The organism is Spirillospora sp. NPDC029432, from assembly GCF_040703975.1.
Classification (GTDB): Bacteria; Actinomycetota; Actinomycetes; order Streptosporangiales; family Streptosporangiaceae; genus Spirillospora.
This window is the reverse complement of sequence record NZ_JBEZWH010000010.1, coordinates 118,745-143,940: the sequence shown is the minus strand read 5'-3', so window position 1 is coordinate 143,940 and position 25,196 is coordinate 118,745. Positions and strand designations below refer to the sequence as shown.

Below are 25,196 nucleotides of genomic sequence, written 5' to 3'. Positions count from 1 at the left end.
GGTTCGACACCATGACCACCGCCACTCTCGAGGCCGCCGACTCGTGGTCGCCCGCCCCCGACTACGCCGCGGCGGTGAGCTGGCACGGCCAGCACGACGCCGCCGTGGTGCTCAAGGACGGCACGAAGGTGCTGCTGGCCGGCGGCGCCGACGCCGCGTCCGCCGGCGTGAAGCAGAGCGCGGTGTACGACCTGCAGCAGGAAAGCTGGTCGGCCCCCGTCCTGCTCGGCACCGCCAGGCGGTTGCACACCATGACCCTGCTGCCGAGCGGGAAGGTGCTGGTCGCCGGCGGGCAGGGCGGGCCGGGCGCGCCCGCCCTGGCCACCGCGGAGTTGTACGACCCCGAGCACCGCACCTGGAACGCGACCAAGCACCCGATGGCCGCGGGCCGCTGGGGGCACAGCGCGGTGCTGCTGTCGAACGGCCAGGTCCTGGTCGCCGGGGGCAGCACGGTCCGGCCCGGCGGCACGGTCATGGCGCTGCGCTCGGCGGAGCTGTTCGACCCCGCCGACGAGACCTGGACCAAGGCGGCGGACATGACCGACGCCCGCACCGGGCACACCGCCGTCGAGCTGCAGGCCGGCAAGAAGGTGCTGGTCTGCGGCGGCAGCGTGCCGGTCGGCACGGCCGACGATCCGGCGCTGGCCTTCTGCGAACTGTACGACACGGACGCGAAGACCTGGACGCCGGCCGGGAGCCTGCGCCACCCGCGCAGCGCGCACACGGCGACGGCGCTATCCGGCACCACCGTGCTGGTCACCGGCGGCCGCGCACCCGGGGCGTCCGGTGACGGCGGCTTCGACCCGTTCGCCCGCGCGACCGCCGAGGTGTTCACCCTGTCGTCGGGGGGCGGGAGCTGGCAGGAGACCGCGCCGATGCCCGGGGGGCGGGCGTTCCACCGCGCGGTTTCGCTGGGCTCAGGGCGGGTGCTGGTGGTCGGCGGCACCGACGACGCCGTGAACGAGGCCGGATACCGCAGTGCGCTGGAGTACGCGGCCGGCACCTGGACGAAGGTGGCGGGCCTGGCCGAGGGCCGGTGGGGCTTCGCCGCCGCGGCCTCCGGGGGCAAGGTCCTCGTCGCCGGCGGCGTGGCCCGCACCGGGCTGGCCGCGGCGGCTCAGGCCATCGAGCTGACCAGGTCCGCGGAACGGCGGGGGAGCGGCTCGTGACCGCCGGCGCCTACTCCTTCCTGCCCTGGCTGAGAACCGGTCTCTCGACCCGGATCGGCGGCGACCCGGGGACCGCGCCGCGGGCCGCCATCAAGGTCCAGCTGAAGCTGACCGGGGACGCGCTCAAGCCGGGCGACCCGCCACCCAGCCGCCTGGTCGAACAGCAGCTGCAGATCTACGGCCCCGGCGACGTGATCGGCGTGGATCCGCGGGCGATCTCGCGGACCGAACCGCGGCCGTCCATCTCGAACTTCGAGCCCAACTACCTGGCGCACATCGAGTTCTACGACGAGGACTTCCCCTGGCGGTACAGCCCGGCCCCGCCGGACGGCGGCACGAAGCGGCTGGCGCCCTGGCTCGCGCTGGTCGTGCTCACCGAGGCGGAGTTCGAGGACGCCGCGCTGCCGGACCGGCCGCTGCCCCACATCCTGGTCAAGCAGGCGCGGGCGCTGCAGCCGCCCCATGAGCTCGGGGCGTGGGCGCACGTCCACGTCAACGGCGAGCTCGACATCCCGCTGGCGATCGACGATCCGGAGGGCATGGGGCCGGCGCTGGCCAACCTCGGCCGGGTGCTGCGCGAGCGACCCGACAGCGCGTGTTCCCGGGTGATCTGCCCGCGGCATCTGTCGCCCGGCACGGGCTACCACGCGTTCCTGGTCCCGGCGTTCGAGACCGGGCGGCGGGCCGGGCTCGGCATCGAGCCGGGGCGGATCCCGGCGCTGACGCCGAGCTGGGGCGTTCCGCAGGACACCGCCGCGGGCCTGCTGCCCTATTACCATCGCTGGTCGTTCACCACGAGCACGGTCGGCGACTTCGAGTACCTCGTCCGGCTGCTGCGGCCGACCCGGGCCGCGGAGCCTGTCGGCCGCCGGGACATGGACGCGCACCGCGGGCCGGGCTTCGGCCTGCCGGGCGTCACCACACCGACGAAGCCCGACGGGGTGCTGCGGCTCGGCGGTGCCCTGCGGCTGCCCGACTCCGACAAGCACATCGACGCCTGGGAGAACTGGGACAACTACTACAAGTTGAACGCCCCGCCGGCGCCGCAGTACCCGAACCAGTGGCAGAAGGCGATGGCCGGGCTGATCAACCTGGCCGAGGCCTACCAGCAGCGGCCGCCGGCGGCGGCGAACGCCGACCTGGCGGCGAGGATCTCCGATCTGGCCGCCCAGACAGACCCGGTGATCACGCCCCCGCTGTACGGGCGCTGGCACGCGCTCACGCCGCGGCTGCTCACCGACGCCGGCGGCGCCCCGGTCGGCGACACCGTGCTGCGCAACTGGGTGCACCGGCTCAACCTGGACCCGCGCTTCCGGGTCGCCGCGCAGTTCGGCACCAAGGTCGTCCAGGCGCGGCAGGACGAGCTCATGGCCGCCGCCTGGGGCCAGCTCGGCGACGTCCAGCGGGCGAACGCCCGGATCCGGGCCGCGCAGCTGGCCCGCGAGGTCGGAACCTCCTTGCACGCCAAGCACATCGACCTGCCCGTCGTGCCCCCGCCGCCGCCCAGTGCCACCGAGCCCGTGCCGCCGCTGCCCTCGGCCAGGACGCTGACCCTGACCGCGCCCGCCCATGCCCGGGTGGTCGAACGCCCATCCGGGTCGACCGGGCTGTCCGGTCGGGTGGAGCCCGGCGAGCAGCTGGCGGTCGGGTTCAAGGTGGCGCGCAGCCGGGTGGCGGCGGCCCCGGTCTCCCCGGCGATGCGCCGGATCACCCGGCCGGGGGCGCGGCTGATGAAGGTGCTCGAATTCCCGGAGGCCAGGCCGGCCGAGACGCTGGTGTCCCGCATCGACGAGCGGCAGGTCGCCGCCGCGCGGCCGAAGGGCACCCCGTCCGCCGTCGTCACCCCGGCGGAGCTGGACGACAAGCTTCCGCCCAAACCGGTCGGGGACCCGGTCGACATCCTGGCCCTGAACCCCCTCTTCAAACTGCGGGACTACCGCGACACCGTCACCACGCCGGTCGGAGACCACGACAGCGACGAGGCCAAGGCGTTCAAGCGCGCGCTGCGGGAGCTCCACGACGGCTGGGGCGCGGCCGCCACCGGCGGCCAGGTCGAGACCCCGCCGAAGCTGGACGTGATCGACGCGACCATCGACGTCAAGACCGGCCTGCGTTCGGACAAGACCGTCGTGGACAACCTGCTCGGCTCGCTGAACCTGCCCGAGCGGCTGAAGCCCGCCGACGGCGAGCTCACCGAGGTGATGGCCTACCCGGTGTTCAACATGCCGATGTACCAGGACCTCCTGAAGATGTCGGTGGACACGTTCGTGCCCAACCTCGGGCTGCTCCCGGCGAACTCGATCACCCTGCTGGAGAACAACCGCCGGTTCATCGAGTCCTATCTGGTCGGGCTCAACCACGAGCTGGCGCGCGAGATGCTCTGGCGGGAGTACCCGACCGACCAGCGCGGGACGCCGTTCCGGCAGTTCTGGGACCCGCGGGCGGTGCCGGCGGAGCCGGGGGAGAGCGACGCGGACCGGCGCGAGCGGCTGTACGACATCCCGCCGATCCACAAGTGGGGCACCACCGTGCCGCTGGGCGAGAACACCAACCGGCCGCGGGGAAGGAACGACCTCGTCCTCGTGATCCGTGGCGAGCTGCTGAAGAAGTACCCGACCGCGGCGATCTACGCGCACAAGGCCGCCTGGCCCGTGGTGAACGGCAAGCCCGACACCAGCGGCGAGCGCGTACCCGCGGACCTCCCGCAGAACCTGCCGCCGCCTCCGGAGCTGGTCAAGCTGCCGATCTACGAGGCCAAGGTCGAGCCGGACATCTACCTGCTCGGCTTCGACCTGGACGCCGACGAGGCGCGCGGCAAGGGCGGCGACCTCGGCTGGTTCTTCGTGCTGAAGGAGCGTCCGGGCGATCCGCGGTTCGGCGTCGACGAGGACCCGCCGGGCCCGCAGACCCCGGTCGAGGTGTGGAACGACCTGACGTGGGGCCGCGTGGATCCGCAGGCCCGGCACCGCTTCATCCGGTTCGACGCGGACATCCGCGTCGTGCTCGACCCGTTCAACGACGACGAGGACGACCAGGAGAAGCGGGAGCAGCGCGCGGACGACGAGAAGGTCAAGGCCTGGCAGTCGGACATCAGCTCCGCGGACGTCGCCTACATCCTCTTCCAGGCACCGGTTCTGGTGGCCGTACACGCACAGGAGATGCTGCCGGATGCCCGACCTCAGTCTTGACTTCCCGGTACTGCTCGGCCCGGTCCGGGTGGAGACCCGGTTCACCGAGACCCAGCTGCTGGTGCGGGTGTTCCCCGACGAGTGGTCGATCGACAAGTTCGAGCCCCGACCCACGCGGGCCGAGCTCGCCGCGCTGGACGCCTACTGGACCGCGCTCTGGGCGTCCGGCGGCTCGGCGGTAGGCGAGCAGGCCGCCTGGCACGAGCTGGTCGCGCGGGTCCCGGCCGGACGCGCGGGCTGGCTGCTGCGGGACCGCACGCCGGCCAACCCCGCGGAACGCCCGCTCGGGGTGCCGTCCGGCACGACCGTGCTGGTGGTCGTCAGCCCCGCCCCGCCGGCGGCGAACGACCGGCAGCCCGCCGTCACCTACTGGAGCTCCGTTTGGCGCGCGCACGGAGACCGCGCGAAGCTGCGGGACGCCGACATCATGCTGCTCGCGTCGGTCGGGGCGAGCCGGGCCGCCGCGATCCGCGCCCGGCGTCCGTTCGGCGTGGACAACGCACCGGTCAGCCGCGGCGACGACGTCATGGTGGCGTTCCTGGTGCTGCCCCCGCCGCCCGCGGACCAGATCGCGCCGCGGTCGTGGACCGTGGCCGCGAAGGCGTCGCTGCTGCCCGACCGGTTCACCGTCTTCGGGTACGTGCGGGACCGGCTGGTGTTCTCCAGGACCGGGGGCCCGGTGCGGGCCGAGCTCGCGGTGAGCCCGGACCCGGGCGAGACCAGCGGGAACCAGCTCAAGATCGACGAGACCACCGGCAGGCTGTCCGTGCCGCCCGCGCTGCGCTGGCTGACCGACTTCGACGAGGCGGTCGCCGCCGGGATGGGGCTGCGGATCCCCCTCGAGGACTCCTTCCGGAACCGGATCGACCGGCTGGTCGTGCTCGGGCTGCGGCAGCAGGCCACGCCGGAGCAGTCCGCGTCGGCGCTCGGCGGACTGCTCGCCGACCAGTTGCGCAGCCCGGCCGGGTTCAGCCTGCTGCCCCAGGGCACCCCGACGAACAACACCGAGCAGGCTCCGGCGGGCCAGGACGCGCGGGCCGAGGCCGAGTCGGGGCTGGCCACGGCGGCCGGGTTCGCCGCCGCCGGCACGGACTGGACCACCAAGACCGACGGGCAGTGGTTCGCCGAGCTGCTCGGACTCGACCCGGCGGTGCTGGCCGGGGTGCCGAACGCCGAGCGCACCGACCGGCGCGACGCGCGGGCCGCGCACACCGCGTTGTGGCCGGCAACCTGGGGACACTACCTGCAGTCGCTGATGCACGGCGTGCTCGACGACAAGCAGATCGCGCAGACCAGGCAGTTCTTCCTCGACCATGTGTCCGGGCGTGGCCCGCTGCCCACGGTGAAGATCGGGCGGCAGCCGTACGGGATCCTGCCGACGACGGTGTTCTCCCGGTTGGCCTGGCCCGCAACGGCCAGACATCGCGAGGCGCTGAACGTGGTGCTGAAGGCGGTGGCGAAGGACTGGTCCGACGCGCTCGTGCACGTCACGCACCTCGACGGGCCGGGCGACGACCCGCACCAGAAGCTGCTGGACATCCTGGCGCTGCACCCGACGTCGGCCGAGTACCACCATCGTTACGCCCAGAGCGTCGAGGACATCTTCAACCGGGAGAACCTGCGGGCGCTCGGCCCCAAGGTGCCCGACGCGCTGGAGGCGCAGCTGGGCATGCCGCAGCCTATCCGCGCGCTGCTCGCCCGGTTCGGCCGCCCGACGAGCGACCCGGCGGCAGACCCCGACCTGCTGCGACGGCTGTTCACCGACGTCCACCATCCGCTGCTGGCTCCGCTGGTCGACGACCGCCCGCTGTCGGAGGTGGACCCGGTCCGCGCCTACACCGCCGACGGCCGCAACCACCTGCGCTGGCTCGCCGACCACGCCCGCACCGACCTGGACAAGGTGCGCAAGGAGGAGGGCTTTCTCGACGACCGGCCACCGGCGGCGCTGCTGTACCTGCTGGCGCGGCACGCGGTGCTGCTCGGCTGGGCCGAGGCGGCGCGGCGGCTCGCCCTGAGTTCGCCGGGGGCCGGCGTGCCCGACCCGCGGGACGCGCCCTTCGTCCACGTCAAGATCTCCACCCCGGCCGATCCGATCCCGAGCGAGAGCCGGTACCGCAAGCTGTACTCGAAGGACCCGGCGATGACCGGCGGCCAGGACGTGCTGGTGCACGAGTACATCCGCACGGTGCTGGGAACGGGCCTGGCCGCCACCGCGGACCTCGAGGAGCAGATCGAGGCACTCGGCCTCCTGGCCGACCTGCCCACCGCCCGGCTCGAACGGGTGCTCGCCGAGCACATCGACTGCGCCACCTACCGGCTGGACGCGTGGCGGCTGGGCCTGGCCAACGAGCGGCTGGCCGAACTGCGGTTCGGCCCGGACGGCACCGCCCCGCCGAAACGCGGCGTGCATCTCGGCGCGTACGGCTGGCTGGAGAACATCGTCCGCAAGACCGGCGAGACCGCCCACGTCCCGGTGCCCGCGGACCTCACCACCGTTTTCGGGACCGCCCCGATCCCGCACGATCCACTGAACGGCGGGTACGTGCACGCGCCGTCGCCCAACCACGCGCGGACGGCCGCGGTGCTGCGCGCCGGCTACCTCGCCAACGGCACACCGCAGGACCCCGGCGTCTTCGCGGTGAACCTGAGCTCCGAACGCGTCCGGCTCGCCCTGGCGATCCTGGACGGCATGCGGCAGGGCCAGTCGCTGGGCGCCCTGCTGGGCTACCGCTTCGAGCGCGGCCTGCACGACCGCAACGCCGGCCTGGACAGGTTCATCGCGGGGCTGCGGCTGAAGTTCCCGTTGCGGGCCAACAAGATCGAGGAGACGGCGCCGGCGCCGGACGACCCCGACGGCCCGGGGAGCATCAGGCTGGTCGAGGCGCGCAACGTGATCGACGGACTGTCGCTGCTCCGGCACGTGAACGCGCTGCGGGAGGCAGGGCTGCCGGACGACTACCCGTTCGGCTTCACGGATCTGGAGCCCGCCGACCCCCCGTCCGTGGTCGGCGACATCGGCAAGGAGATCACCGCGCTGCGCAACGTCCACGACGCGCTGTCCGACCTCGCCGTGGCCGAAGGCGCGCATCAGGCGTTGCAGGGCAACACCGAACGCGCGTCGGCGACGCTGGACGCCTACGCGAAGGAAGGACTCCCGCCCGCACCGGCCGTGGTCGAAACCCCGCGCAGCGGGACCACCCTGACCCATCGGCTCGGTCTGCAGCTGGCCCCCGGACTCGCCCCGGACCACGGCGCGCCGCTGCTCGGCCGCAACAACCCGCGGGCCAGGGCCGAACCGGCGGTCAACGCCTGGCTGCCCGCGGTGCTGCCGAGGCCGTCGGCGGTGGCCGCGCTGGTGACCTGGCGGAATCCCGTGGACGGCAGCAGGAAGCGGCGGCTGGTGACCCAGGAGGAGGCCGGGCTGCAGCCGATCGACCTGCTCTGGGCGCTGCGCCCGGCGGACGAGCCGGCGATGACCGACCTGGACGACCGGATCCTCGGCGTCGTGATCGAGAAGGTGCGCCCGCGCCCGGACGCCGAGCTGACGATCGAGTACGCCAAGCGCGTCGCCGACGACCCCGAATTCGCCGGCAAGGTCGGCTTCTTCGAGCTGTCGCCCCTGGTCGCCGCGCTGCGGTCGCTGCTGACGACGGCGCGGCCGCTGCGGTCGAGCGACCTGGCCCCCGCCGCCGGAAGCGCACCGGTCGACCGTGCCGCGGACGACGCGGTATCGGTGCCCCGGGAACGCCCGGCCAAGGTACTGGAGTCCCTGACCGCCTTGAGCGATGAGACCGCCGGCTTCATCGCCGACCTCGCGGAGCTCTATCCGGCCGACGGGGATCCGGTCCGCGCGGACGTGATCAGCGGGATCGACACCTTCCTGAGCCGGTACGCGAGGCTGATCGTGGCCGCCGGCACGTTCGGGCTGGTGCGCAGCGGCTGGGGCGAGCTGGCGCTGTGGCGGCGCGGCGTGTTCGCCGCCGTCCTGGCCGCCGTCGCCGAGACCGCCGCGCGGATGGGCCGCGCGCTGGCCGACGCCGACGCGCTGATCGTCCGGTACGACCAGCTGCCGTCGTCCACCTCGGTCGAGGAGCGGTTCCGGATTCTTCAGCAGGCCGAGCGGCTGCTGACCACCAGACCCGGCCCGCGCCCGGCCACCCCGGCCCAGCTGCGGACGCGCCTGGCGAACCTGCGCCAGGACTTCGACACCCGCGTCGGGAGGCTGAGGCAGGTGGCCAAGACGACCAAGACGACGTTGAGCGGCCTGCTCGCCGAGGTCGCGGCGCAGCTGCCGCTGACGGACTACGACCCGGCCGGGCTGGACCTCACACCCCACGAGGACCAGGTCGTCGCGTACGGCAGGGAGCTGCTCACCCGGGCGGGGAAGCTGAAGGACGAACTGAGCGCGCGGGCCGCGGCCGCGACGGCGGCGCTGGGGATCCACGACAAGGCCGTCACCGGACCGGACCGGGTCCGCGCCGCGACCGACGCGCTCAAGGCACTGCTCGGCGAGGACGTGCTGGCCGTACCGCACTTCACCCCGCCGAGCCCGGTCATCCAGCAGTGGCGCAAGGCCCGCGGCGACAGCGACAAGCTCGTCGCGCACCTCAAACCCGCCCGGGACTTCCCGGTCGACGACTGGCTGCACGGAATGGCCCGGGTGCGGGAGAAGCCGCGGCTGTGGGAGAAGGTCGTGCTGCTCGCCAACGCGCTGCTCGGGCCCGGCGGGCTGCTCGGCACGGGGATCCTCGGCTGGAAGGAACCGGCGCTGGCGCCGATCCAACTGCCGTACGTCGCGGGCGACCACTGGCTGGCCATGGAGTTCGCGAAGGACCCGAACCTGCCCGGCCAGCTCGGCGAGGACCGGCTGCTGTTCACCGCGCACTATGCCGCGGGGCTGACCGGCGACCAGCACTGCGGGCTGGTGTTCGACGAATGGACCGAGGTGATCCCGTCCGAGCGGGAGACCACCGGTATCGCGCTGCACTACGACCGCCCGGACGCCGAACCGCCGCAGGCGATGCTGCTCGTCGTCCCGCCCGTACGCGACCCGGCCGGGCACTGGACGCCCGGCGACCTCGTCGACGCGATCACCGAGACGTTCGCCATGGCGAAGACCCGTGCCGTCGAGCCGGAGCATCTCGACGGCACGGCGTACGCGCACCTGCTCCCGGCCACGGTCATGTCGGCGACCCGGCGGCAGATCACCATCAGCACCGATCTCGCGATCGCCAACCTGCGCTGGAAGGCCGCCCATGAATGAGTCGGCACCGCCGTCCTTCGACGCCGAACTGGCCGGTCGGGCCCACCCGACGGTCGGTGTGTGGAACCGGCTGGAAGGCCGCCCTCGCACCACCGACTTCGACCGCGCGCTGCGCGCGGAGGTGCGCGACCCGCTGTGGATGCTGACCCGGCAGTGGCAGCTCGGCGAGTTCCGCGGCACGGACGGGGGGTCCCCGGTCACCGCCACCTACTCGGTCGCCCCGTCGCGGCCCACGCGGTTCCGGTCGCACGGGAGCCCGGCCGAGGACCTGCCCACCGACCGGCCGCTGGAGACCGTGGCCGAACGGCGGCGGCCGCCGTTCGCGTTCGGCGACGAGGAGATCGCCTTCGACCTGCGCCTGATGCTCGGCCACCGGTGGCTGAAACTGCTCGGCCAGGCGGGACTGCTCGGCCAGGTCCTCGACTTCGAAGGGCAGTACATCGACAAGTACTCGATCGCGCTCCCCGACCCGAACCGGCCCCAGGACGAGGACATCTCCAGGCTGGCGCATCCCGAGGTCTGGGCGATGATGCAGACGGTCGCCGGACGCCGGATGGACGGCTACCGGCTCTACCTCCACGTCAAGGGCGGCGGGGACGCCGACGACGGCATCGAGACGGTCCCGCTGCTGCATCACGCCCGGCTGGTGAACCTCGGGAAGCGGCTGGTCGCATGGTTCGACGGACTGATCGACCAGCCCACCGGCGCCACGGCCGCCCGGCCCGACGGCAACGCCGCCTGGGATCCGCGCAGGCTCGAGCACCGGTTCTCGGTGTCCGCCTCGGTTCCCGGCGGGGGCGAGAAGGTCCTCACCGCGCAGGAGTATCCCGGCGGCGAGCTGGACTGGCACGCCTTCTCCGTCGACCCCGGCCCGAGACTGGGCGGGACGAAGCCGCCGGAGAAGACGCTCAGCCGGACGGTGTTCCCCGCGCCGGTCCGCTATTCGGGGATGCCGCTGCCGCGGTGGTGGGCCCTGGAGGACGGGCGCACAAACTTCGCCGCCGTACGCCCGGACAGCACCGACCTCGCACGGCTGATCTTCCTCGAGTTCGCGCTGGTCTTCAGCAACGACTGGTATCAGATTCCCTGCGACCTGCCCGCGGGCACGGTCGCCACGATCCGCGGCCTGGTCGTCACCGACGTCTTCGGGGCGAAGCTGTGGGTCACCCCCGCCGGCGCCGGCGACGACGAGGACTGGCAGCGCTGGTCCATGTTCACCCTGGACACCATCGGCGACGACCACGTACCCGCCGACACGGACCTGCTCCTGCCACCGAGCGTGCCGAAGGTCGCCGACGGCCCGGTGCTGGAGGAGGTCCTGCTGATCCGCGACGAGAACGCCAACCTGGTCTGGGGGATCGAGCAGACCGTCCGGATGCCGACCGGTGAGCCGCGCCGGGGCGGCGAGGCCGCCGCCGAGGTCGTCGCGTTCCGGAAGCGGCTGGCCGAGCACGCGACACCGGTGCTCGCGGAGGAGGACCCGCCGCGCGCGCCGATCTCGTACGTGGCGATGAACAGCATCCCCGAGCAGTGGATCCCGTTCATACCGGTGCACGTCGCGGGCGACAACCGGGAGATCCAGCTCCAGCGGGCGGCCATGCCGAGCGCCGTCGACGGCCGCCCGGTCCGGCCTCGCACCACGCTGCTGCGCCAAGGCTTCGACGATGGGAAGCAGTACTTCATCAACGAGGAGGAAGTGCCGCAGGCGGGCACCCGGCTGGCCGTCTCCTACAACCGCACCCGCTGGCGCGACGGCCGCGTCGTCGTATGGCTCAGCGCCCGGCGCGGCGCCGGCCGCGGCGAGGGCTCCAGCGGCCTCGCCTTCGACATCCTGGCCGACACACCACCGGAGACTTCCCCGTCCCTGCCCGGCGCGCTCTGAACGGTCCACACCGGCGATGCGGCCGGCGGTTTTCGCAGTGGATCGTAAGGGCAAGATCCCGGACCGCTACTACGAGCGGCGCGGCCTGCTGGACCGGCCGGGCCGCTCTCCAGGACGGGCACCGGCCGTATCCGGCTGAGGCGGGGACGCTGCTGCGTGTGATCAAGACCGCGCAGTGGCTGGGCTACCCCTGGGAAGGTGGCCGAGCTGCTGGAGGCCTGGATGCGACGACCTGGTCCCGGCTCACCACCGATCCTCTGAAGCGCAGTGTTCGTCTGCAAGGAATCGCCGCCGAAGCCCTGGCGGCCCGGGCTGACGCTACCGCGTTCGGCCACCCCACACAGACTGGGCCCTGCCTGAGGAGGGGGGACGGCCGGAATACGCCAGAAAGGGATCACGCCTCTGACGGTTGATCGTTAGGGTGATCGGCGTCGGGTTGGCGGCGGTCCTGGGGGTTGCGGGTGACCTCGATCGATCGGACCGCGTATCCGCGGTTTGCGCGGGTGTTGTCGGCGCGGGAGTTGGCGGAGTCGTTCACGCCGACCGGGGCCGAGGTGGAGTGGGCGCGGTCGCGTACGGATGATGAGCATCACCTTCTGGCGCTGGTGGTGTGGTTGAAGTCCTACCAGCGGCTGGGGTACTTCCCGAAGCTGGCCGAGGTCCCGCCAGTGGTGGCGGGGCGTGTACGTCAGGTGCTGGGGCTCGCCGAGGATGAGGTGGCGCTGCGGCAAGCGGCTTCTGCCTCGGCCAAACGGCACCGTGCGCTGGTGCGCAAGCGACTGGGGGTGTCCTACGAGGCGGCCCGGGTCCGGCAGGTGGCCGAAGCCGCGATCCGCAGGGCGGTGCAGTCCAAGGACAACCCGGCCGACCTGATCAACGTGGCGCTGGAGGAGTTGGTCCGCGAGCGGTGCGAGCTGCCGGGCTACACCACCTTGGACGCGATGGCCGCCTCGATCCGCGCGGAGGTCAACACCGGGTTCTTCGGGTTGGTCGCCGGGCGTCTGGACCGGTCGGCCAGGGCGCGGCTGGCGCGGCTGCTGGTGGTCGATCCGGTGAGCCGGCGCAGCGAGTTCGACCGGTTGAAAGACGTGGCCAAGGCGGCATCGCTGGGCAAGTTCAAGCAGCGCTTGGCGCTGCTGGCCGACCTTGACGCGATCGGTCCGACCGGGACCTGGCTGCAGGGCGTCCCGGCCGGGAAGGCCGCGCACTTCGCCGGGGAGGCGCGGGTCACCGACGCCGCCGACATGCGCAAGGTGGGCACCGACAAGCAGTTGACGTTGCTGGCCGGTTTCGTGCACACGGTCGCGACCGGGGTCCGCGACGACGTGGTGACGATGTTCTGCAAGCGGATCGCGGCGATCCACAAGAGGGGCCGCGATCACCTGGAGGCGCTGCGCGAGGCGCACCGCGCCGACTCCGAGCGGCTGCTGGGCGTGTTCGGCGAGGTGCTGGCGGCGGCTCGGGAAGCGAGCGCCGGGACAGGCGTCGGGACGGCGGCGCGGGACGTGGTGGTGGGCGGGCCGGACGGAGCGGGCGCGGCGGCGGTGACGGGGGCGCCGGTTGATGAGCGGCAGGCCGCCGAGCACGCTGGGCGGCTGGTGCTCAAGACGCTGGAGCAGGCGGGCGGGGTGGAGGCGCTGACGGCCGCGCACGAGGCGGTGTCGGCCCATCACGGCAACAACTACTTCCCGCTGCTGGACCAGCACTACCGCTCGCACCGCTCGGCGCTGTTCACCCTGGTGGAGGCGGTGGAGCTGGAGGCCACCAGCGCCGATCGCAGCGTGCTGGATGCGGTGGAGTTCCTGACCGCGCTGCGCGGCGCCAAGGCCGCGCTGGTGCCTGAGCAGATCGTGGTGCAGCGGCCGGGGCCGGATGGGGAGCCGGTCGCGGTGACGTTGTCGATCGAGGTGGACGCCTTCGCTTCGCTGCAGTGGCGCAAGACCGTCCGGGACCCGGCGCGGCCGGGGATGCTGGTGCGCCGCCACCTGGAGGTGTGCGTGTTCACCTACCTGGCGGCCGAGCTGCGCTCGGGCGACATCGCGGTGGCGGGGTCGGACTCCTACGCCAACCTGCACGATCAGCTGATGTCGTGGGAGGAGTGCCGGCCGCTGGTGGAGGCGTTCTGCGCGCAGGCCGGGATCCCGACCGAGGCGGCAGCGCTGACCCGGCACTACCGCGACGAGCTCGCCGCCGTCGCCGCGGCGGTGGACGCCGGCTATCCGGGCAACACCGATCTGCTGCTGGAGGGCGGCCGTCCGGTGCTGCGCCGCCGCAAGGGCGCCGAGCGGCGACCCTCGGCGCTGGCGCTGGAGGCCGCGATCCACGACCGGCTGCCGCAGCGGGCGTTGCTGGACGTCCTCACCCGGACCGCCTACCTGCTGAGATGGCACCGCCACTTCGGGCCCGCGTCCGGTTCGGACCCCAAGCTCCGCGACGCGATGGGCCGGTATGTGCTGACCGCGTTCGCGCACGGCACCCTGCTCGGGCCGACCCAGGTCGCCGCGCACATGCGCGGGCAGGTCAGCGTGCACGAGCTGTCGCTGGCGGGCAACAAGCACACCACCGCGACCAAGATCGACGCGGCGTCGGTCGACGTCATCGACCACTTCAACCGCCTTGATGTCGCCTCGGTGTGGGGCGACGGCAAGTCGGCGGCGGCCGACGGCTCCCAGATCGACACCTGGGAGGACAACCTGCTGGCCGAGACCAGCATCCGGTACGGCGGGTACGGCGGGATCGCCTACCGGCACGTCTCCAACACCTATATTGCGCTGTTCTCCCACTTCATCCCGTGCGGGGTGTGGGAGGCGGTCTACATCATCGAGGGCCTGCTGAAGAACGCCTCGGACATCCAGCCCGACACCATCCACGCCGACACCCAAGGCCAGTCGCTGCCGGTCTTCGGTCTCGGCGCCCTTTTGGGCTTCGACCTGCTGCCCCGGATCCGCAACTGGCACGACCTGGTGTTCTTCCGGCCCAGCGCGACGGTCCGCTACAGCCACATCGACTCGCTGTTCGGCGAGGCGGCGGTGGACTGGAAGCTGATCGAGACGCACTGGAGCGACCTGCTGCGCACCGCGATCTCCATCCGGGAGAACAAGCTGTCGTCGGTGACGCTGCTGCGCCGGCTGGGCAACCACTCGCGCAAGAACCGCCTGTACCGGGCCTTCCGCGAGCTCGGCCGCGCGATCCGCACCATCACGTTGCTGCGCTACCTGTCCGAGCCCGCGCTGCGCGAGCAGATCACCGCCATCACCAACCGCACCGAGGCCTTCCACGGCTTCGCCGACTGGCTGATGTTCGGCGGCAAGCTCATCGGCCACAACGACCCCGACCACCAGGAGAAGGTGGTCAAGTTCAACGAGCTGATCGCCAACTGCGTCATCTACTCCACCGCCTGCGACATCACCGACGCCGCCAACGCCCTCGCCGCCGAGGGCCACCCCGTCGACACCGACGACCTGGCCACCGTCTCGCCCTACATCACCCACACCATCCGCCGATTCGGCAACTGGACCCTCAACCTCGCCCCGCCCGACCAGACCCCTGCCACCCGCCTGGACCTGGAACCCCGCGTGCTGTTCACACCGACCACCTGAGCGGGCTCTGGGGTCGCCGGTGCGGGCAGCGCTACCCGGTGCTCGCCGTTGGTTCGGCGACTCGTCGAGGACGCCCCATCTCTTGGTGTCGTGACCCGGCCTCGGCTGGTGGCGGATGGCCGCGGGGGCCGGGTGGTTCTACGTTCGTTCCAAGGCCGGTGACTCCACGCCAGCGAAGCTGCTTCATGTTCGCGCGAAGAGTGGGCTCACCTGGCTCATCCCGGCCCGTGATACAGCATCGGAACGGCCAGTCACGACAAGAGGCGCCCGCCCCGGGCTCCTTAACGTGACTGGCCGTTCGGTTGCTGCAAGCCCCGTGAGTTCCCAGAGTTCAGGCGAACTGAAGGTTTCTCAGGGCGAACCTGAGGGCCTTCAGGTCTATGTGGGGTGTGGACCCTTGGGTTCGTCTCGACTGGCGGGTTCTGTTCCTCGGCATGGGTGGTGAGGAGGGCGCGGGCGCTCTCGGCGTAGCGGATGGCGGTCTTGGGGTCGAGGTCGAAGACGGCGGCGAGGTGGAGCGGGTCGGGGCCTGGCCTCGGAGCTTCGTCTTGGCGAAGTAGATGGTGCTGACCGAGCCGGTGTTAGGGATTGGCGGTGTTGGGCCATCGGGTGCAGCAGCGCCGCGAGCAGCGCCCGGTTCGCCGCAGTGAACCGCACCCGCTTTCCGGCTGGCTGGCGCTCCAGCACGGCGATCTGATGCCGAAGCCGGGTCAGAGCCCGTCACCCTTGCACCTCTCACCTGCACGGACGTAGTTCTCGGCAGGCACAGGGCCGGATCAGGCGAGTCCGTTGCGTACCGCTTCCACGACTCGCTTAGTCGACAGGCCGTAGCGGTCGTGAAGCGTCGGTAGCGCGCCGGCCGCGAGGAACTCGTCGGGAAGCGCTATCGGTCGGATGGCGCGGGGGCTGCCGTTGAAGGCCAGGGCGCTCGCCACGGCTTCGCCGAGTCCGCCGACCACGCTGTGGTTCTCGACGGTGAGGACCACTCGATCCTGGGCGCATTCATGGGCGATCGTGTCCACGTCGAGCGGCTTGATCGTTGGCACGTGGAGAACTGCGGCATCGATGTTGTCGCGCTCCAAATCTTCTGCGGCCGAGAGAGCGCGCATTGTTTGCAGGCCTGTCGAGATCAATAGGGTGTCGTTGCCCGGGCGCAGCAGGGATGCGCGGCCGAGTTCGAAGCGGTAGTCGTAGTCGTGCAGTACCTTCGGTACCTTGCCGCGGAGCAGCCGCATGTAGGTCGGGCCTGCGTGAGCGGCGAGCGCGGGCACGGCCTGCTCGATGTCCACGGCGTCGCAGGGGTCGACGATCGTCAGTCCGGGAATACCGCGGAGGATCGCGACATCCTCGGTCGCCTGATGGCTCGGCCCGTAGCCGGAGGTCAGCCCGGGGAGAGCGCCGACGATGTTGACGTTCAGGCCCGGCTCGGCGATGTCGAGGCAGAGGAAGTCGTAGGCGCGGCGGGTCGCGAAGACCGAGTACGTCGAGGCGAATGGCACGAGCCCGACTTCGGCCATCCCGGCCGCGGCACCGAGGAGCAGTTGTTCGGCCATGCCCATCTGGTAGAAGCGGTCGGGATGCGCTTTGGCGAAGATGTGCATGTCGGTGTACTTGGCCAGGTCAGCGCTCATACCGACGACATCGGGTCTTTCCTCTGCGAGGGTTGCGAGTGCGTGCCCGAAGGGCGCGCTCACCGTCTCCTGCCCCTCCTCCACGAAGGAGGCGATCATCGCCGAAGTCGTGAGCTTTCGCGTCGAAGCGGTGGTCATCGCGCCTGTGCCTCCAACTGGTCGCGTGCGGTCTGCCACTCGTGCTCTTCGACCCGCATGAAGTGGGCCTTCTCGCGGGTTTCGAGCATCGGAACCCCTTTGCCCACCTTGGTGTCGCAGATGATCGCGGCCGGGGTATGGGCGTCGGTGGTGGCGGCGGCGTCGAAGGCGCGGAGCAAGTCGGGAACGCTGTTGCCGTTCACGCGCTGGGTGTTCCAGCCGAAGGCGCGCCATTTCTCCTCTACCGGTTCGATGCGCATGACGCCGTCTGTCGGGCCGTCCGCTTGCAGGGCGTTCACATCGACGATCGCGGTGAGGTTCCCCAGCCGGTGGTGCGCGGCCGACATCGCCGCTTCCCAGGTGGAGCCTTCGTTGAGTTCTCCGTCGGACAGGAGGTTGAAGACGCGCGGCGTGTCGTTGCCCTGGTGGCGCAGTCCTAGCGCCATCCCGACCGCGATGCCGAGCCCGTGACCGAGTGAACCGCCGCTGATCTCCACGCCAGGGGTGTAGGTGGCCATGGCGGACATCGGCAGTCTGCTGCCATCGGCCCCGTAGGTTTCCAGTTCCGATTCCGCGATGACGCCGGCCTCGGCCAGTGCGGCATAGAGGGCGATCGCGTAGTGCCCGATGGAGAGCAGGAACCTGTCCCGGTCGGGCCAGGAGGGGTCTTGGGGGTGAAGACGCAGCTGGTCGGTGTAGGCGACGGCGAGCACGTCGGCGACTCCCAGGGCTTGGCCGATGTAGCCCTGCCCTTGCACCTCGCCCATGTCGAGGGCTCGCCGCCGGATGCGCTTCGCGGCTTCCTGGACCTTCTGGACGCGCTGGGGATCGACCGGCGTAGCGGTGCGTGCATCGGTCGTGGTGACCATCTCGGTTTCCTCCGTCCCGCACTCAGTGGATGTGCGATCCGCCGTTGATGTCGTAGGTGGCGCCGGTGATGTAGCCGGTCTCGTTGCGGCACAGGAAGGCCACCAGTGCCGCCACGTCCTGCGGAGTGCCGGGCCGGCGGACGGGAGTCTCCGCGATCATCTGGGACTTCCGCTCCGGCGGTAGCTTGCCCGCGGTGATGTCGGTCTCGATGAGTCCCGGCGCGACGGCGTTCACCGTGATGCCGTCCGGCCCGAGTTCGCGTGCGAGTGCCCGGGTCAAGCCGAGCACGGCCGCCTTGGCCGCCGAGTACGGCGCACCGCCGAACACTCCGCCGCCGCGCTCCGCGGAAACCGACGAGATGTTGACGATCCGGCCGAAGCCACGCTCGATGAGCGCCGGGGTCACCTGCTGGGTGACCAGGAACGTACCGGTGACGTTGACCGCGAAGATCCGGTCGAACTCTGCTTTGGAGACATCGACGAAGCGGGCCGGTGAGGTGATCCCGGCGTTGTTGACCACCGCTCCGATCGGGGCCAGCGCCTTCTCCGCCTCGCCGATCGCGGTGCGGACGGAGGCTTCGCTGGTCACGTCGCACAGCGCACCGATCGTGGCCACGTTGTGCTCATTGCCGATCTCGTGGGCAGCGTCCTTGGCGGCGGCCTCATCGATGTCGAGCACTGCCACCTGCCAGCCGTCGGCGGCTAGGGCGTGCCCGATGGCCCGTCCTATCCCTCGGCGGGAGCCGGCGCCGGTGACGACGGCGGTGTACTGCGCGGTCATTGGCACTCCAGAAATCTCAGTCACTCCAGGTCATCCAGCTGGTTCATGCGTCATCCCGCCACTGCGGGGCTCCGCCTGGAAGCCCATTAGAGGGGCTGTAATGTTAACTGTCAACAGTTAGCCAATGGCCTATCGTGATGGCGTGCAGAGAAAACACATCAAGGGCCTGGAACGCAGCACTCTGCGTGAGCGGGCTCTGCACGCGCTACGAGCCGGACTGATCTCCGGTGAGTTCGAGCCGGACGAGCATCTCAGCGAGGTGGAGCTGGCCGAGAGTTTCGGGATCAGCCGGGGAACCGTTCGAGAGGCGCTGCGGCATCTGCAGCAGGAGGGTCTCGTCACCTCCGACTATCGCGGCCGGCTTCGCGTTCGAGGGGTCACCAGCGGCGAGATCCACGAGGTGTTCCGCGTCCGTGCCGCTCTGGAGTCGCTCGCCGTGCGCACCATCATCGAGTCGCCGGACGAAGACGGCCACAAACTGGCCCTTGAGCGGCTCGAGGCGGCCATCGACCGGTTGCGGGCTTCCGAAGGTGACCCTGCAGAGCAGCTCGAAGCCGACCTCGCCTTCCATCACACACTGTGCGAGGTCTCGGGCAACCAGACCCTGTTGCGCACCTGGAGCAGCCTTGAGGGCCTGATCCGGGCGACCATCGTGCGCGTCGGCCGCGCCGAGGCGTTGGCCAACATGGACGCCGACCGCCACGCCACCATCGTGGAGGCGATCCGCGACCTTGGCGTCACCGAAGCGAGCCGCCTGGTGACCGAGCACATGGAGGCGGCGGCCCAGAGCCTGGCCGCCGCGCTGGACTCCCGCAACTGACCCCGCACGCGTTCACCGCAGAGTTGGCTGTTGACATCGACTGTTAACAGTCAACATACTGCTCGACCATGTGACGTGGGTCGCAGGAGCGAGACCTCGACCCCCGCGAGGCAGAACGCCTGCCCCTCGTGAGGCGTGTCCCGGTCCACGGGTCCGGGCCCGCCGCTCGGGCGTTAGCTGTGGGAGAACGCGATGGAGAACTGGCCAGTCCTCATCCACACGGGGATCACGATCGCGGGAATCGTGGCGATGGTCGTCTGGGCGCGAATCAATCCGGTGATCGCCCTGGTGGTCGGGGCGCTCTACCTCGGCCTGGCCTCCGGCCTCGGCTTCAAGGACACACCCGCCGCGATCACTGAGGGCTTCGGCGCGCTCATGGCCGAGGTGGGGCTGATCATCGGCTTCGGCGTACTGATCGGCTCACTGCTTTCGGCGACAGGAACCCTGCAACGCGTCGTTCATCTACTCCTGCGGCTCGTCGGCGCAAAGCGATCGCCACACGCCCTCGGGCTGGCATCCGGCATCGTCTTCCCATCGATCTACTTCGACGTCGCACTCGTGATGCTTGCGCCTATCGCCCGGTCCATCGCCGTGCGCACCGGTCGAAGCGTCGCCCCCCTTGCCGGCGCCCTCGCCATCGGCCTCGAAGTGGCCTTGCTGATGGTGCTTCCCGGGGCGGCGGCCCTGGCCGTCGCCGGATCGCTCGACATCGCGCTGGGAACCATGCTGCTCTGGGGCATCCCGTTCGGCGCCGTCGCGATCGTGATCAGCATCGTCCTGCACACCATGCTCATGGGACGAACCTGGAACCCCGATAAAGACGTGGACCCGCTGGCCGACTACGACGAAGACAGCGGCGAAATCGTCGGTGCGTCCGGCCACCATGACGACCGCCCCGGCGCCACCGGCGGCAACGGTCCGTCCCTGAGCACAGGAACCGGCACGACCGCCACGGCGACCACGTCGCAAAAGCCGCTGGCCCTCATGCTGCTGCCGGTACTGGTCCCGGTGATCCTGATCGTGGTCAACACGATCACCGAAGCGGTCGGGACGAGCACCGGGCTCGTCGTCTTCCTCGGCAACCCCGTCGTCGCCCTGCTGATCGGGCTCATCCTGGCGATCGTCCTGGCACTGCCGACCCTCGGCCGCGCCGGAGTGGAAGAAGTCATCGCCCACGGCGCGAGCGCCAGCGGCGTCATCCTGCTCTTCACAGGCGTGGCCGGCTCGCTCGGTCAAGTCCTCGTGGAAATCGGCGTCGCCGACATCGTCGAAGGACTGTTCTCCGCCAACGCGTCCTTCCCGCTGCTGCTGACCTGGGCGGTCGGCGCACTGCTCCGACTCGCGCAGGGCTCCGGGTCCGTAGCCGCCATCACCGCCGCGGCCCTGATCGCCCCGGCCATGGCCGACCTGGGCACACCAGCGGTACTCATCGCCTTGGCCGCAGCAGCGGGAGCCAGCTTCGGCGGCAATGTCAGCGACAACACCTTCTGGATGTTCAAGACCCTGCTCGGACTGACCACACGCGGAGCATTCCAGGTCTACACCGTGGCACAGTCGATCCTCTCGTTCGTCGCACTCGGCATGGTGCTGGTGGCCGGCATCTTCGCGTAGGCAATGCAGTGGCGGCCGCCGGCCCACCTCGCCCCGTCTCATCCCGTGGCGAGATAGACGTAAGGGCCGGGGCGGAGTGGGCACGGGGGCGTCGGGATCGTCGGCCGGCCGTCGGGTCGACAATGTCGGCGTAGGCCTCGTGGGCGGCCGTCAGCAGGTCGACCGCCTCGGCGATGTGCTCCCGCGCGCCGGTACCGGCCTCGGTGCTGCGGACAGCCGTTGGCACTGAGAACGATCTTGACTGGGGTGGGGTGGGGCTGTTCCGTAAGAGGATCCCCCACCGGAACACCCGCCGGCTGGGACGGCGCCCCAGGTCGAGGTGTTCCGTAAGAGTGTTCCGCGAACTGTCCCGGTGACGGGGCCCTATCCGGAACACTTGAGGGTGAACGCCGCGAATGTCCCGGCTCCCGGCGCCGTCCGGGTCGGCTACGCCCGCTGCTCCACCGACGAGCAGGACGTCGTCGTCCAGACCGAGCAGCTGCTCGCGCTCGGCGTCCCACAAGATCGGATCTACATCGACCGGGGCTTCTCCGGGACCACCCGCCGCAACCGCGGCGGCCTGGACCAGGCCCTCGCCGCGGTGTGGCCGGCCAGCGTGTTCACCGTGACCAAGTTCGACCGGTTCGCGCGCAACATGGCCGAGGCCAACCAGATCCTCACCGACCTGTCCGAGCGGGAGGTGCTGTTCGGGCTCGGCGGGTCGGTCTACGACTGGAACGACCCGTTCGGCCGGCTGTTCCTGCAGACCCTGGCGATGGTCGCCGAGTTCGAGGCGAACCTGGGCCACCTGCGCACCCGCGAGGGCATGGCGCTGGCCAAGAAGAACGGCAAGCTCAAAGGCAAGCAGCCCAAACTCCCCGAGTCGGCGCGGCGGTCCATCCGCCGCCGCTACGCCGAGGGCGAGGTGTCGCTGGCCGACCTGGCGACCGAGTACAGCGTCGGCCGCTCCACCATCCACCGCATCATCCACGGCCCGCCGACCGAGGCACGCTAACGATCAACCAGCTACAACACTGGTCCGTGATCCCTTTCTGGCGTATTCCGGCCGTCCCCCAGGAGGTGCGGTCGGCGTTCACCGACCAGGACGCTCCGATCGCGGAGCTTGCTCGTACGCACGGAGTGAGCCGCGCTGCCGCCCGACCAACCCGCCTGACCGGCTCGATCCCCCACCCGGCGCCGGGGACGACGCTATATGCGCCTGTGGCGCGATGAGATGGGAGTCGAGTACTGCCATATTTCGGTTCACCATGTACCGGTACGTCATGTACCGTATTTCCATGACGATCGACACGGGAGCATGGCCGGACGGCCTCGCCGTCGCCCAGGTGCGCGTCGCGCGGCCCACCGACAAGCTGGACGAAGTGGTCGCCTTTTACCGCGACCACCTTGGCCTGCGCGAGCTCTACCGGTTCAACGGCCACGCTGGATACGACGGCGTGATGCTCGGCCTGCCCGGCACGGACTACCACCTCGAATTCACCTCGCACACGGACGGGAGCCCCTGCGCCGCCCCCACCGACGACAACCTGCTGGTGCTCTACTTCACCGGCGAGGTGCACATGTACGACGCGGTCGAACGGCTCGCCGCGGCCGGACACGAACCTGTACCGGCCGAGAACCCGTACTGGACCGATAACGGCGCCCTCACCTTCGCTGACCCCGATGGCTGGCGCGTGGTCCTGGTGCCCAGGCCGGTGTTCTGATGGCCGGGCGCACCCGGGATGAGCGCATCGACCGGGCGGTCCTGGACGCCACCGTCGAACTGCTGGGCGAGGTGAGCTACCCCGCGCTGTCGATGGGTGCCGTCGCGCAGCGCGCGGGGGTGCACCGTCCCGCCGTCTACCGGCGGTGGCCGTCCAAACGCCACCTGGTGGTGGACGCCGTGGCCGACGGGCTCGGCCTGCACCCGACCCCTGATACCGGTGACCTGCGGGCCGACCTGGTGGCGGGCATCACCACGATCGTCGATGCGCTGGTCGGCACGGCGCTCGGCCACGTCCTACCCGCCCTGGTCGCGGACCTGGCGGCAGACCCCGAACTGGCGGAGCGGTTCAGGGACCAGGTGTTCCATCCCCGTCGCGCCACCACCGCCGCGACCCTGCGCTCGGCCGCCCGCCGCGGCGAGATACGCGCAGACTTCGACATGGACTTCGTCCTCGACGCCCTGGCCGCCCCGCTCTACTACCGCGCCTTGTTCGGCCACCTGCCGCTGACCCGTGCCCTCGCCGAGCAGTGCGTCGACGGCGTCCTGGCCGATCTCCGGACGCCGGGCGGCCACCCGGCTCCTTGATCACGACGGGCGGCGGGACCGTCGCCGCCGCGAAGGCGGGTGCGCAGGTCCTGTACGAGTCGCCCGTCGGCGGCACGCTGCTCCCGGCCCTCATCGCCTTCCTCCAGGGCGCCGCCGACGACCGACGGCTCCTCCCTGGCGCCCCTGCACGGCCACCTCTGACGGGCCGTGGCCGAGGGCCACCGCGACCACACCATCGCGGCGCTTTTCGAGATCCTCAGGAAGCACGCCTGACCTCGGTGAAGGCGGCGAGGAACGTCCGTGCGCCGCTTTCACCACCTCCCGCGGTTCCTCGTCCGGAGGTCCCGCGTCCCCAGCCGTGACCGGGTCTCCGCCGGGCGGGGAGGAGCGCGAGGAACTGCTCGGCGGCCAAGAGCGGATCGGGGCTGCGTAGCCGGCCGGCCGGCGACAGCCGCGCCAGCCGGTTGGCGAGGGCCGGCGCGATCCGGTCGGCGACCTGGCCCTGGACGATGTCGGGGAGGTCGGGAAACCGCCCGGCCTCGGCCGCTGGCAGCCGCCGCATCGCCCGCGAACGCTCGTCGCAGTAGAGACGGTCGCCTTCGCCACGCGCGCCTCTGCCGCGATCACGTCCACACCAGCCTGCGCGTGGTGTCCGTACCGCGCGAACACCGCGAACGCCGCGTCCAGGATCGCTTGCCAGTGGCTGCAAGCCGCCGAGGGCGGCATTCAGGACCAAGGTGCTGCGCCGTAGCAGATGGTTCGACAACACCGAACTCCAGGCATTCGTCGAGCTGCGGGCGGACCTGGGCGAGCGCAAAGAGTGCCCCGTCGACGTCACTTCTTGACGTCACCGGTGCACCCGGCTCGAGACACCGAGCGGCGGACCAGGCCATGGAAAGGGGGCGTTTCCCGAGTGGTGGACCGGGAGACGAGCCGCCGGTCAGCACGTGGTGGGCCGGGCAAGCATGGCCATGGGGTGCCTGCTTCAGCAGCCGCAAACGACGTGTACCCCTAGCCTCGGGAAATGGTGGCTTGGAGCACCGCTTCGCTGAGAGCCTCAGTCCGGTAGTGCGCGACCGCCTGGAAATCCGGATCGGCGACCATCTCGGAGAACACCGTACGGGACGGGTAACGCACGAGCAGGACGGCGTCCCACGCCTGGCCGTCTTCGGCGACCAGAGCGGTCGAGCCCTTGCCGTAATACAGCACCTCGGCGCCGTAGCGTTCGAGGATCGTCGTACTGAGCGCCTCAGAGTAACGGGCATAGCTTGCCTGCCCGCCCTCACGGAAACGCAGCAGGTTGAGCATCACGACCGGCCCCCCGGGGTCCTCTTCCAGGAGTCGCTTCAGTCCGTCTCCACTCGGATCGACCGCCATCCAGCCACCCCTCTCCCCGCTGTTCGCCATGGTGGCGGTGCAACTGTAACCGGTCTGGGAGAAAGGTCGGCGAGGAGAACGGTGTGGTCTTTCACCGCTCTGGCACGCACCGGTTGTGCTCACGGCCAACGCAGGGTGCACGGCCGCTTCGACCGCTGGACACGGGCACGGACAACGGCCAATTCTGATCGATTACCGGCCAGGATCAGACCGGGAACAGGCCAGCAACACTCCGCCCGCTTCCAAGCGGTTCCGCGGCCCTTGTTGTCTTGCAAGGCGCAGCCGGTCGGTGAAGTGGCGGGCATCCGTTACGGGCACGAGCGTGTCCTTGGTCGCCATGTGCCAGGGAGAAGGGCGGTGCGTCCGCGGTGATGTGCGACTCCGGTGCGGACTCGGGGCCCTGGCCGTAGTAGGCGCGGCACCTGGAGTTCAGGCAGATGGCGCCGGTGGCCGAGGTGTCGGCGTTTCGTAGCCGGGCTGGTAGGCGGGGTCGGTTTGGGTGAGTGCGGCCAAGGCCGCTCCTGCCAGTCTCGCGGGGTCGGTCACGCTTCCACCGGAGGGGCGTGTTTGACCTCAACCGCGGTTGGGATTGCAGGATGACGCGAGCGGGGTCGTCC

15 protein-coding genes are annotated in these 25,196 nt (G+C 70.9%); 10 read left to right on the top strand and 5 right to left on the bottom strand.

What is annotated here, in order from left to right:
* The first annotated feature begins 11 nt into the window (after nt 1-11).
* From AB0881_RS11000 to AB0881_RS10980, 5 genes are all read left to right on the top strand, one after another.
* Nucleotides 12-1,169 (top strand): kelch repeat-containing protein, encoded by a 1,158-nt coding sequence (locus tag AB0881_RS11000; RefSeq protein WP_366616119.1) that lies wholly within the window; start codon nt 12-14, stop codon nt 1,167-1,169.
* Entirely contained in the window at nt 1,166-4,357 is a 3,192-nt protein-coding gene (locus AB0881_RS10995) for a hypothetical protein (RefSeq protein WP_366616118.1), read from the top strand. Before AB0881_RS11000 ends, AB0881_RS10995 begins: the two co-directional genes overlap by 4 nt.
* Nucleotides 4,338-9,620: a hypothetical protein gene (locus AB0881_RS10990; RefSeq protein WP_366616117.1), complete on the top strand. Its 5,283-nt coding sequence runs from the start codon at nt 4,338-4,340 to the stop codon at nt 9,618-9,620. The genes AB0881_RS10995 and AB0881_RS10990 overlap by 20 nt, the downstream gene beginning before the upstream one ends.
* Nucleotides 9,613-11,502, top strand: a complete 1,890-nt coding sequence (locus tag AB0881_RS10985; protein WP_366616115.1) for a hypothetical protein — start codon at nt 9,613-9,615, stop codon at nt 11,500-11,502. Before AB0881_RS10990 ends, AB0881_RS10985 begins: the two co-directional genes overlap by 8 nt.
* 461 nt (nt 11,503-11,963) lie before the next feature.
* Nucleotides 11,964-15,101, top strand: a complete 3,138-nt coding sequence (locus tag AB0881_RS10980; RefSeq protein WP_366616113.1) for a Tn3 family transposase — start codon at nt 11,964-11,966, stop codon at nt 15,099-15,101.
* Between the two features lie 776 nt (nt 15,102-15,877).
* On the opposite strand, the gene AB0881_RS10975 is transcribed toward AB0881_RS10980, so the two are convergent.
* From AB0881_RS10975 to AB0881_RS10965, 3 genes are read right to left on the bottom strand one after another with little or no spacing between them, the layout of a single operon-like run.
* A complete protein-coding gene (locus AB0881_RS10975; protein ID WP_366616111.1) occupies nt 15,878-16,870 on the bottom strand; it encodes a transketolase C-terminal domain-containing protein in 993 nt (330 codons plus the stop codon).
* Nucleotides 16,867-17,739, bottom strand: coding sequence for a transketolase (locus tag AB0881_RS10970; RefSeq protein ID WP_366616109.1), 873 nt, complete (start codon nt 17,737-17,739; stop codon nt 16,867-16,869). The genes AB0881_RS10975 and AB0881_RS10970 overlap by 4 nt, the downstream gene beginning before the upstream one ends.
* A 22-nt stretch (nt 17,740-17,761) precedes the next feature.
* On the bottom strand, nt 17,762-18,520 hold the full coding sequence (locus AB0881_RS10965; protein ID WP_366616108.1) for an SDR family NAD(P)-dependent oxidoreductase: 759 nt from the start codon (nt 18,518-18,520) through the stop codon (nt 17,762-17,764).
* 124 nt (nt 18,521-18,644) lie between these two features.
* Between AB0881_RS10965 and AB0881_RS10960 the strand changes: the two genes are divergently transcribed.
* From AB0881_RS10960 to AB0881_RS10940, 5 genes are all read left to right on the top strand, one after another.
* Entirely contained in the window at nt 18,645-19,340 is a 696-nt protein-coding gene (locus tag AB0881_RS10960; RefSeq protein WP_366616107.1) for a GntR family transcriptional regulator, read from the top strand.
* Nucleotides 19,341-19,532: 192 nt separating this feature from the next.
* Nucleotides 19,533-20,951, top strand: a complete 1,419-nt coding sequence (locus AB0881_RS10955) for an SLC13 family permease (RefSeq protein ID WP_366616106.1) — start codon at nt 19,533-19,535, stop codon at nt 20,949-20,951.
* Between the two features lie 382 nt (nt 20,952-21,333).
* On the top strand, nt 21,334-21,945 hold the full coding sequence (locus tag AB0881_RS10950; RefSeq protein ID WP_366616105.1) for a recombinase family protein: 612 nt from the start codon (nt 21,334-21,336) through the stop codon (nt 21,943-21,945).
* A gap of 283 nt (nt 21,946-22,228) precedes the next feature.
* A complete protein-coding gene (locus AB0881_RS10945; protein WP_366616103.1) occupies nt 22,229-22,654 on the top strand; it encodes a VOC family protein in 426 nt (141 codons plus the stop codon).
* Nucleotides 22,654-23,241 carry a TetR/AcrR family transcriptional regulator gene (locus AB0881_RS10940; RefSeq protein ID WP_366616102.1) on the top strand — a complete coding sequence of 196 codons (588 nt, stop codon included), beginning with the start codon at nt 22,654-22,656 and terminating at the stop codon, nt 23,239-23,241. The genes AB0881_RS10945 and AB0881_RS10940 overlap by 1 nt, the downstream gene beginning before the upstream one ends.
* Nucleotides 23,242-23,458: 217 nt before the next feature.
* On the opposite strand, the gene AB0881_RS10935 is transcribed toward AB0881_RS10940, so the two are convergent.
* Together AB0881_RS10935 and AB0881_RS10930 are read right to left on the bottom strand one after the other, a co-directional pair.
* Entirely contained in the window at nt 23,459-23,764 is a 306-nt protein-coding gene (locus AB0881_RS10935; RefSeq protein WP_366616100.1) for a TetR/AcrR family transcriptional regulator C-terminal domain-containing protein, read from the bottom strand.
* A gap of 449 nt (nt 23,765-24,213) precedes the next feature.
* Entirely contained in the window at nt 24,214-24,579 is a 366-nt protein-coding gene (locus AB0881_RS10930) for a DUF1330 domain-containing protein (RefSeq protein WP_366616099.1), read from the bottom strand.
* Nucleotides 24,580-25,196 lie beyond the last annotated feature (617 nt).

Coding starts and splice junctions, on each gene's coding strand:
- AB0881_RS11000 (WP_366616119.1), top strand. CDS start 12: ATGACCACCGCCACTCTCGAGGCCGCCGACTCGTGGTCGCCCGCCCCC.
- AB0881_RS10990 (WP_366616117.1), top strand. CDS start 4,338: ATGCCCGACCTCAGTCTTGACTTCCCGGTACTGCTCGGCCCGGTCCGG.
- AB0881_RS10985 (WP_366616115.1), top strand. CDS start 9,613: ATGAATGAGTCGGCACCGCCGTCCTTCGACGCCGAACTGGCCGGTCGG.
- AB0881_RS10975 (WP_366616111.1), bottom strand. CDS start 16,870: ATGACCACCGCTTCGACGCGAAAGCTCACGACTTCGGCGATGATCGCC.
- AB0881_RS10970 (WP_366616109.1), bottom strand. CDS start 17,739: ATGGTCACCACGACCGATGCACGCACCGCTACGCCGGTCGATCCCCAG.
- AB0881_RS10965 (WP_366616108.1), bottom strand. CDS start 18,520: ATGACCGCGCAGTACACCGCCGTCGTCACCGGCGCCGGCTCCCGCCGA.
- AB0881_RS10960 (WP_366616107.1), top strand. CDS start 18,645: ATGGCCTATCGTGATGGCGTGCAGAGAAAACACATCAAGGGCCTGGAA.
- AB0881_RS10955 (WP_366616106.1), top strand. CDS start 19,533: ATGGAGAACTGGCCAGTCCTCATCCACACGGGGATCACGATCGCGGGA.
- AB0881_RS10945 (WP_366616103.1), top strand. CDS start 22,229: ATGACGATCGACACGGGAGCATGGCCGGACGGCCTCGCCGTCGCCCAG.
- AB0881_RS10940 (WP_366616102.1), top strand. CDS start 22,654: ATGGCCGGGCGCACCCGGGATGAGCGCATCGACCGGGCGGTCCTGGAC.
- AB0881_RS10935 (WP_366616100.1), bottom strand. CDS start 23,764: ATGCGGCGGCTGCCAGCGGCCGAGGCCGGGCGGTTTCCCGACCTCCCC.
- AB0881_RS10930 (WP_366616099.1), bottom strand. CDS start 24,579: ATGGCGGTCGATCCGAGTGGAGACGGACTGAAGCGACTCCTGGAAGAG.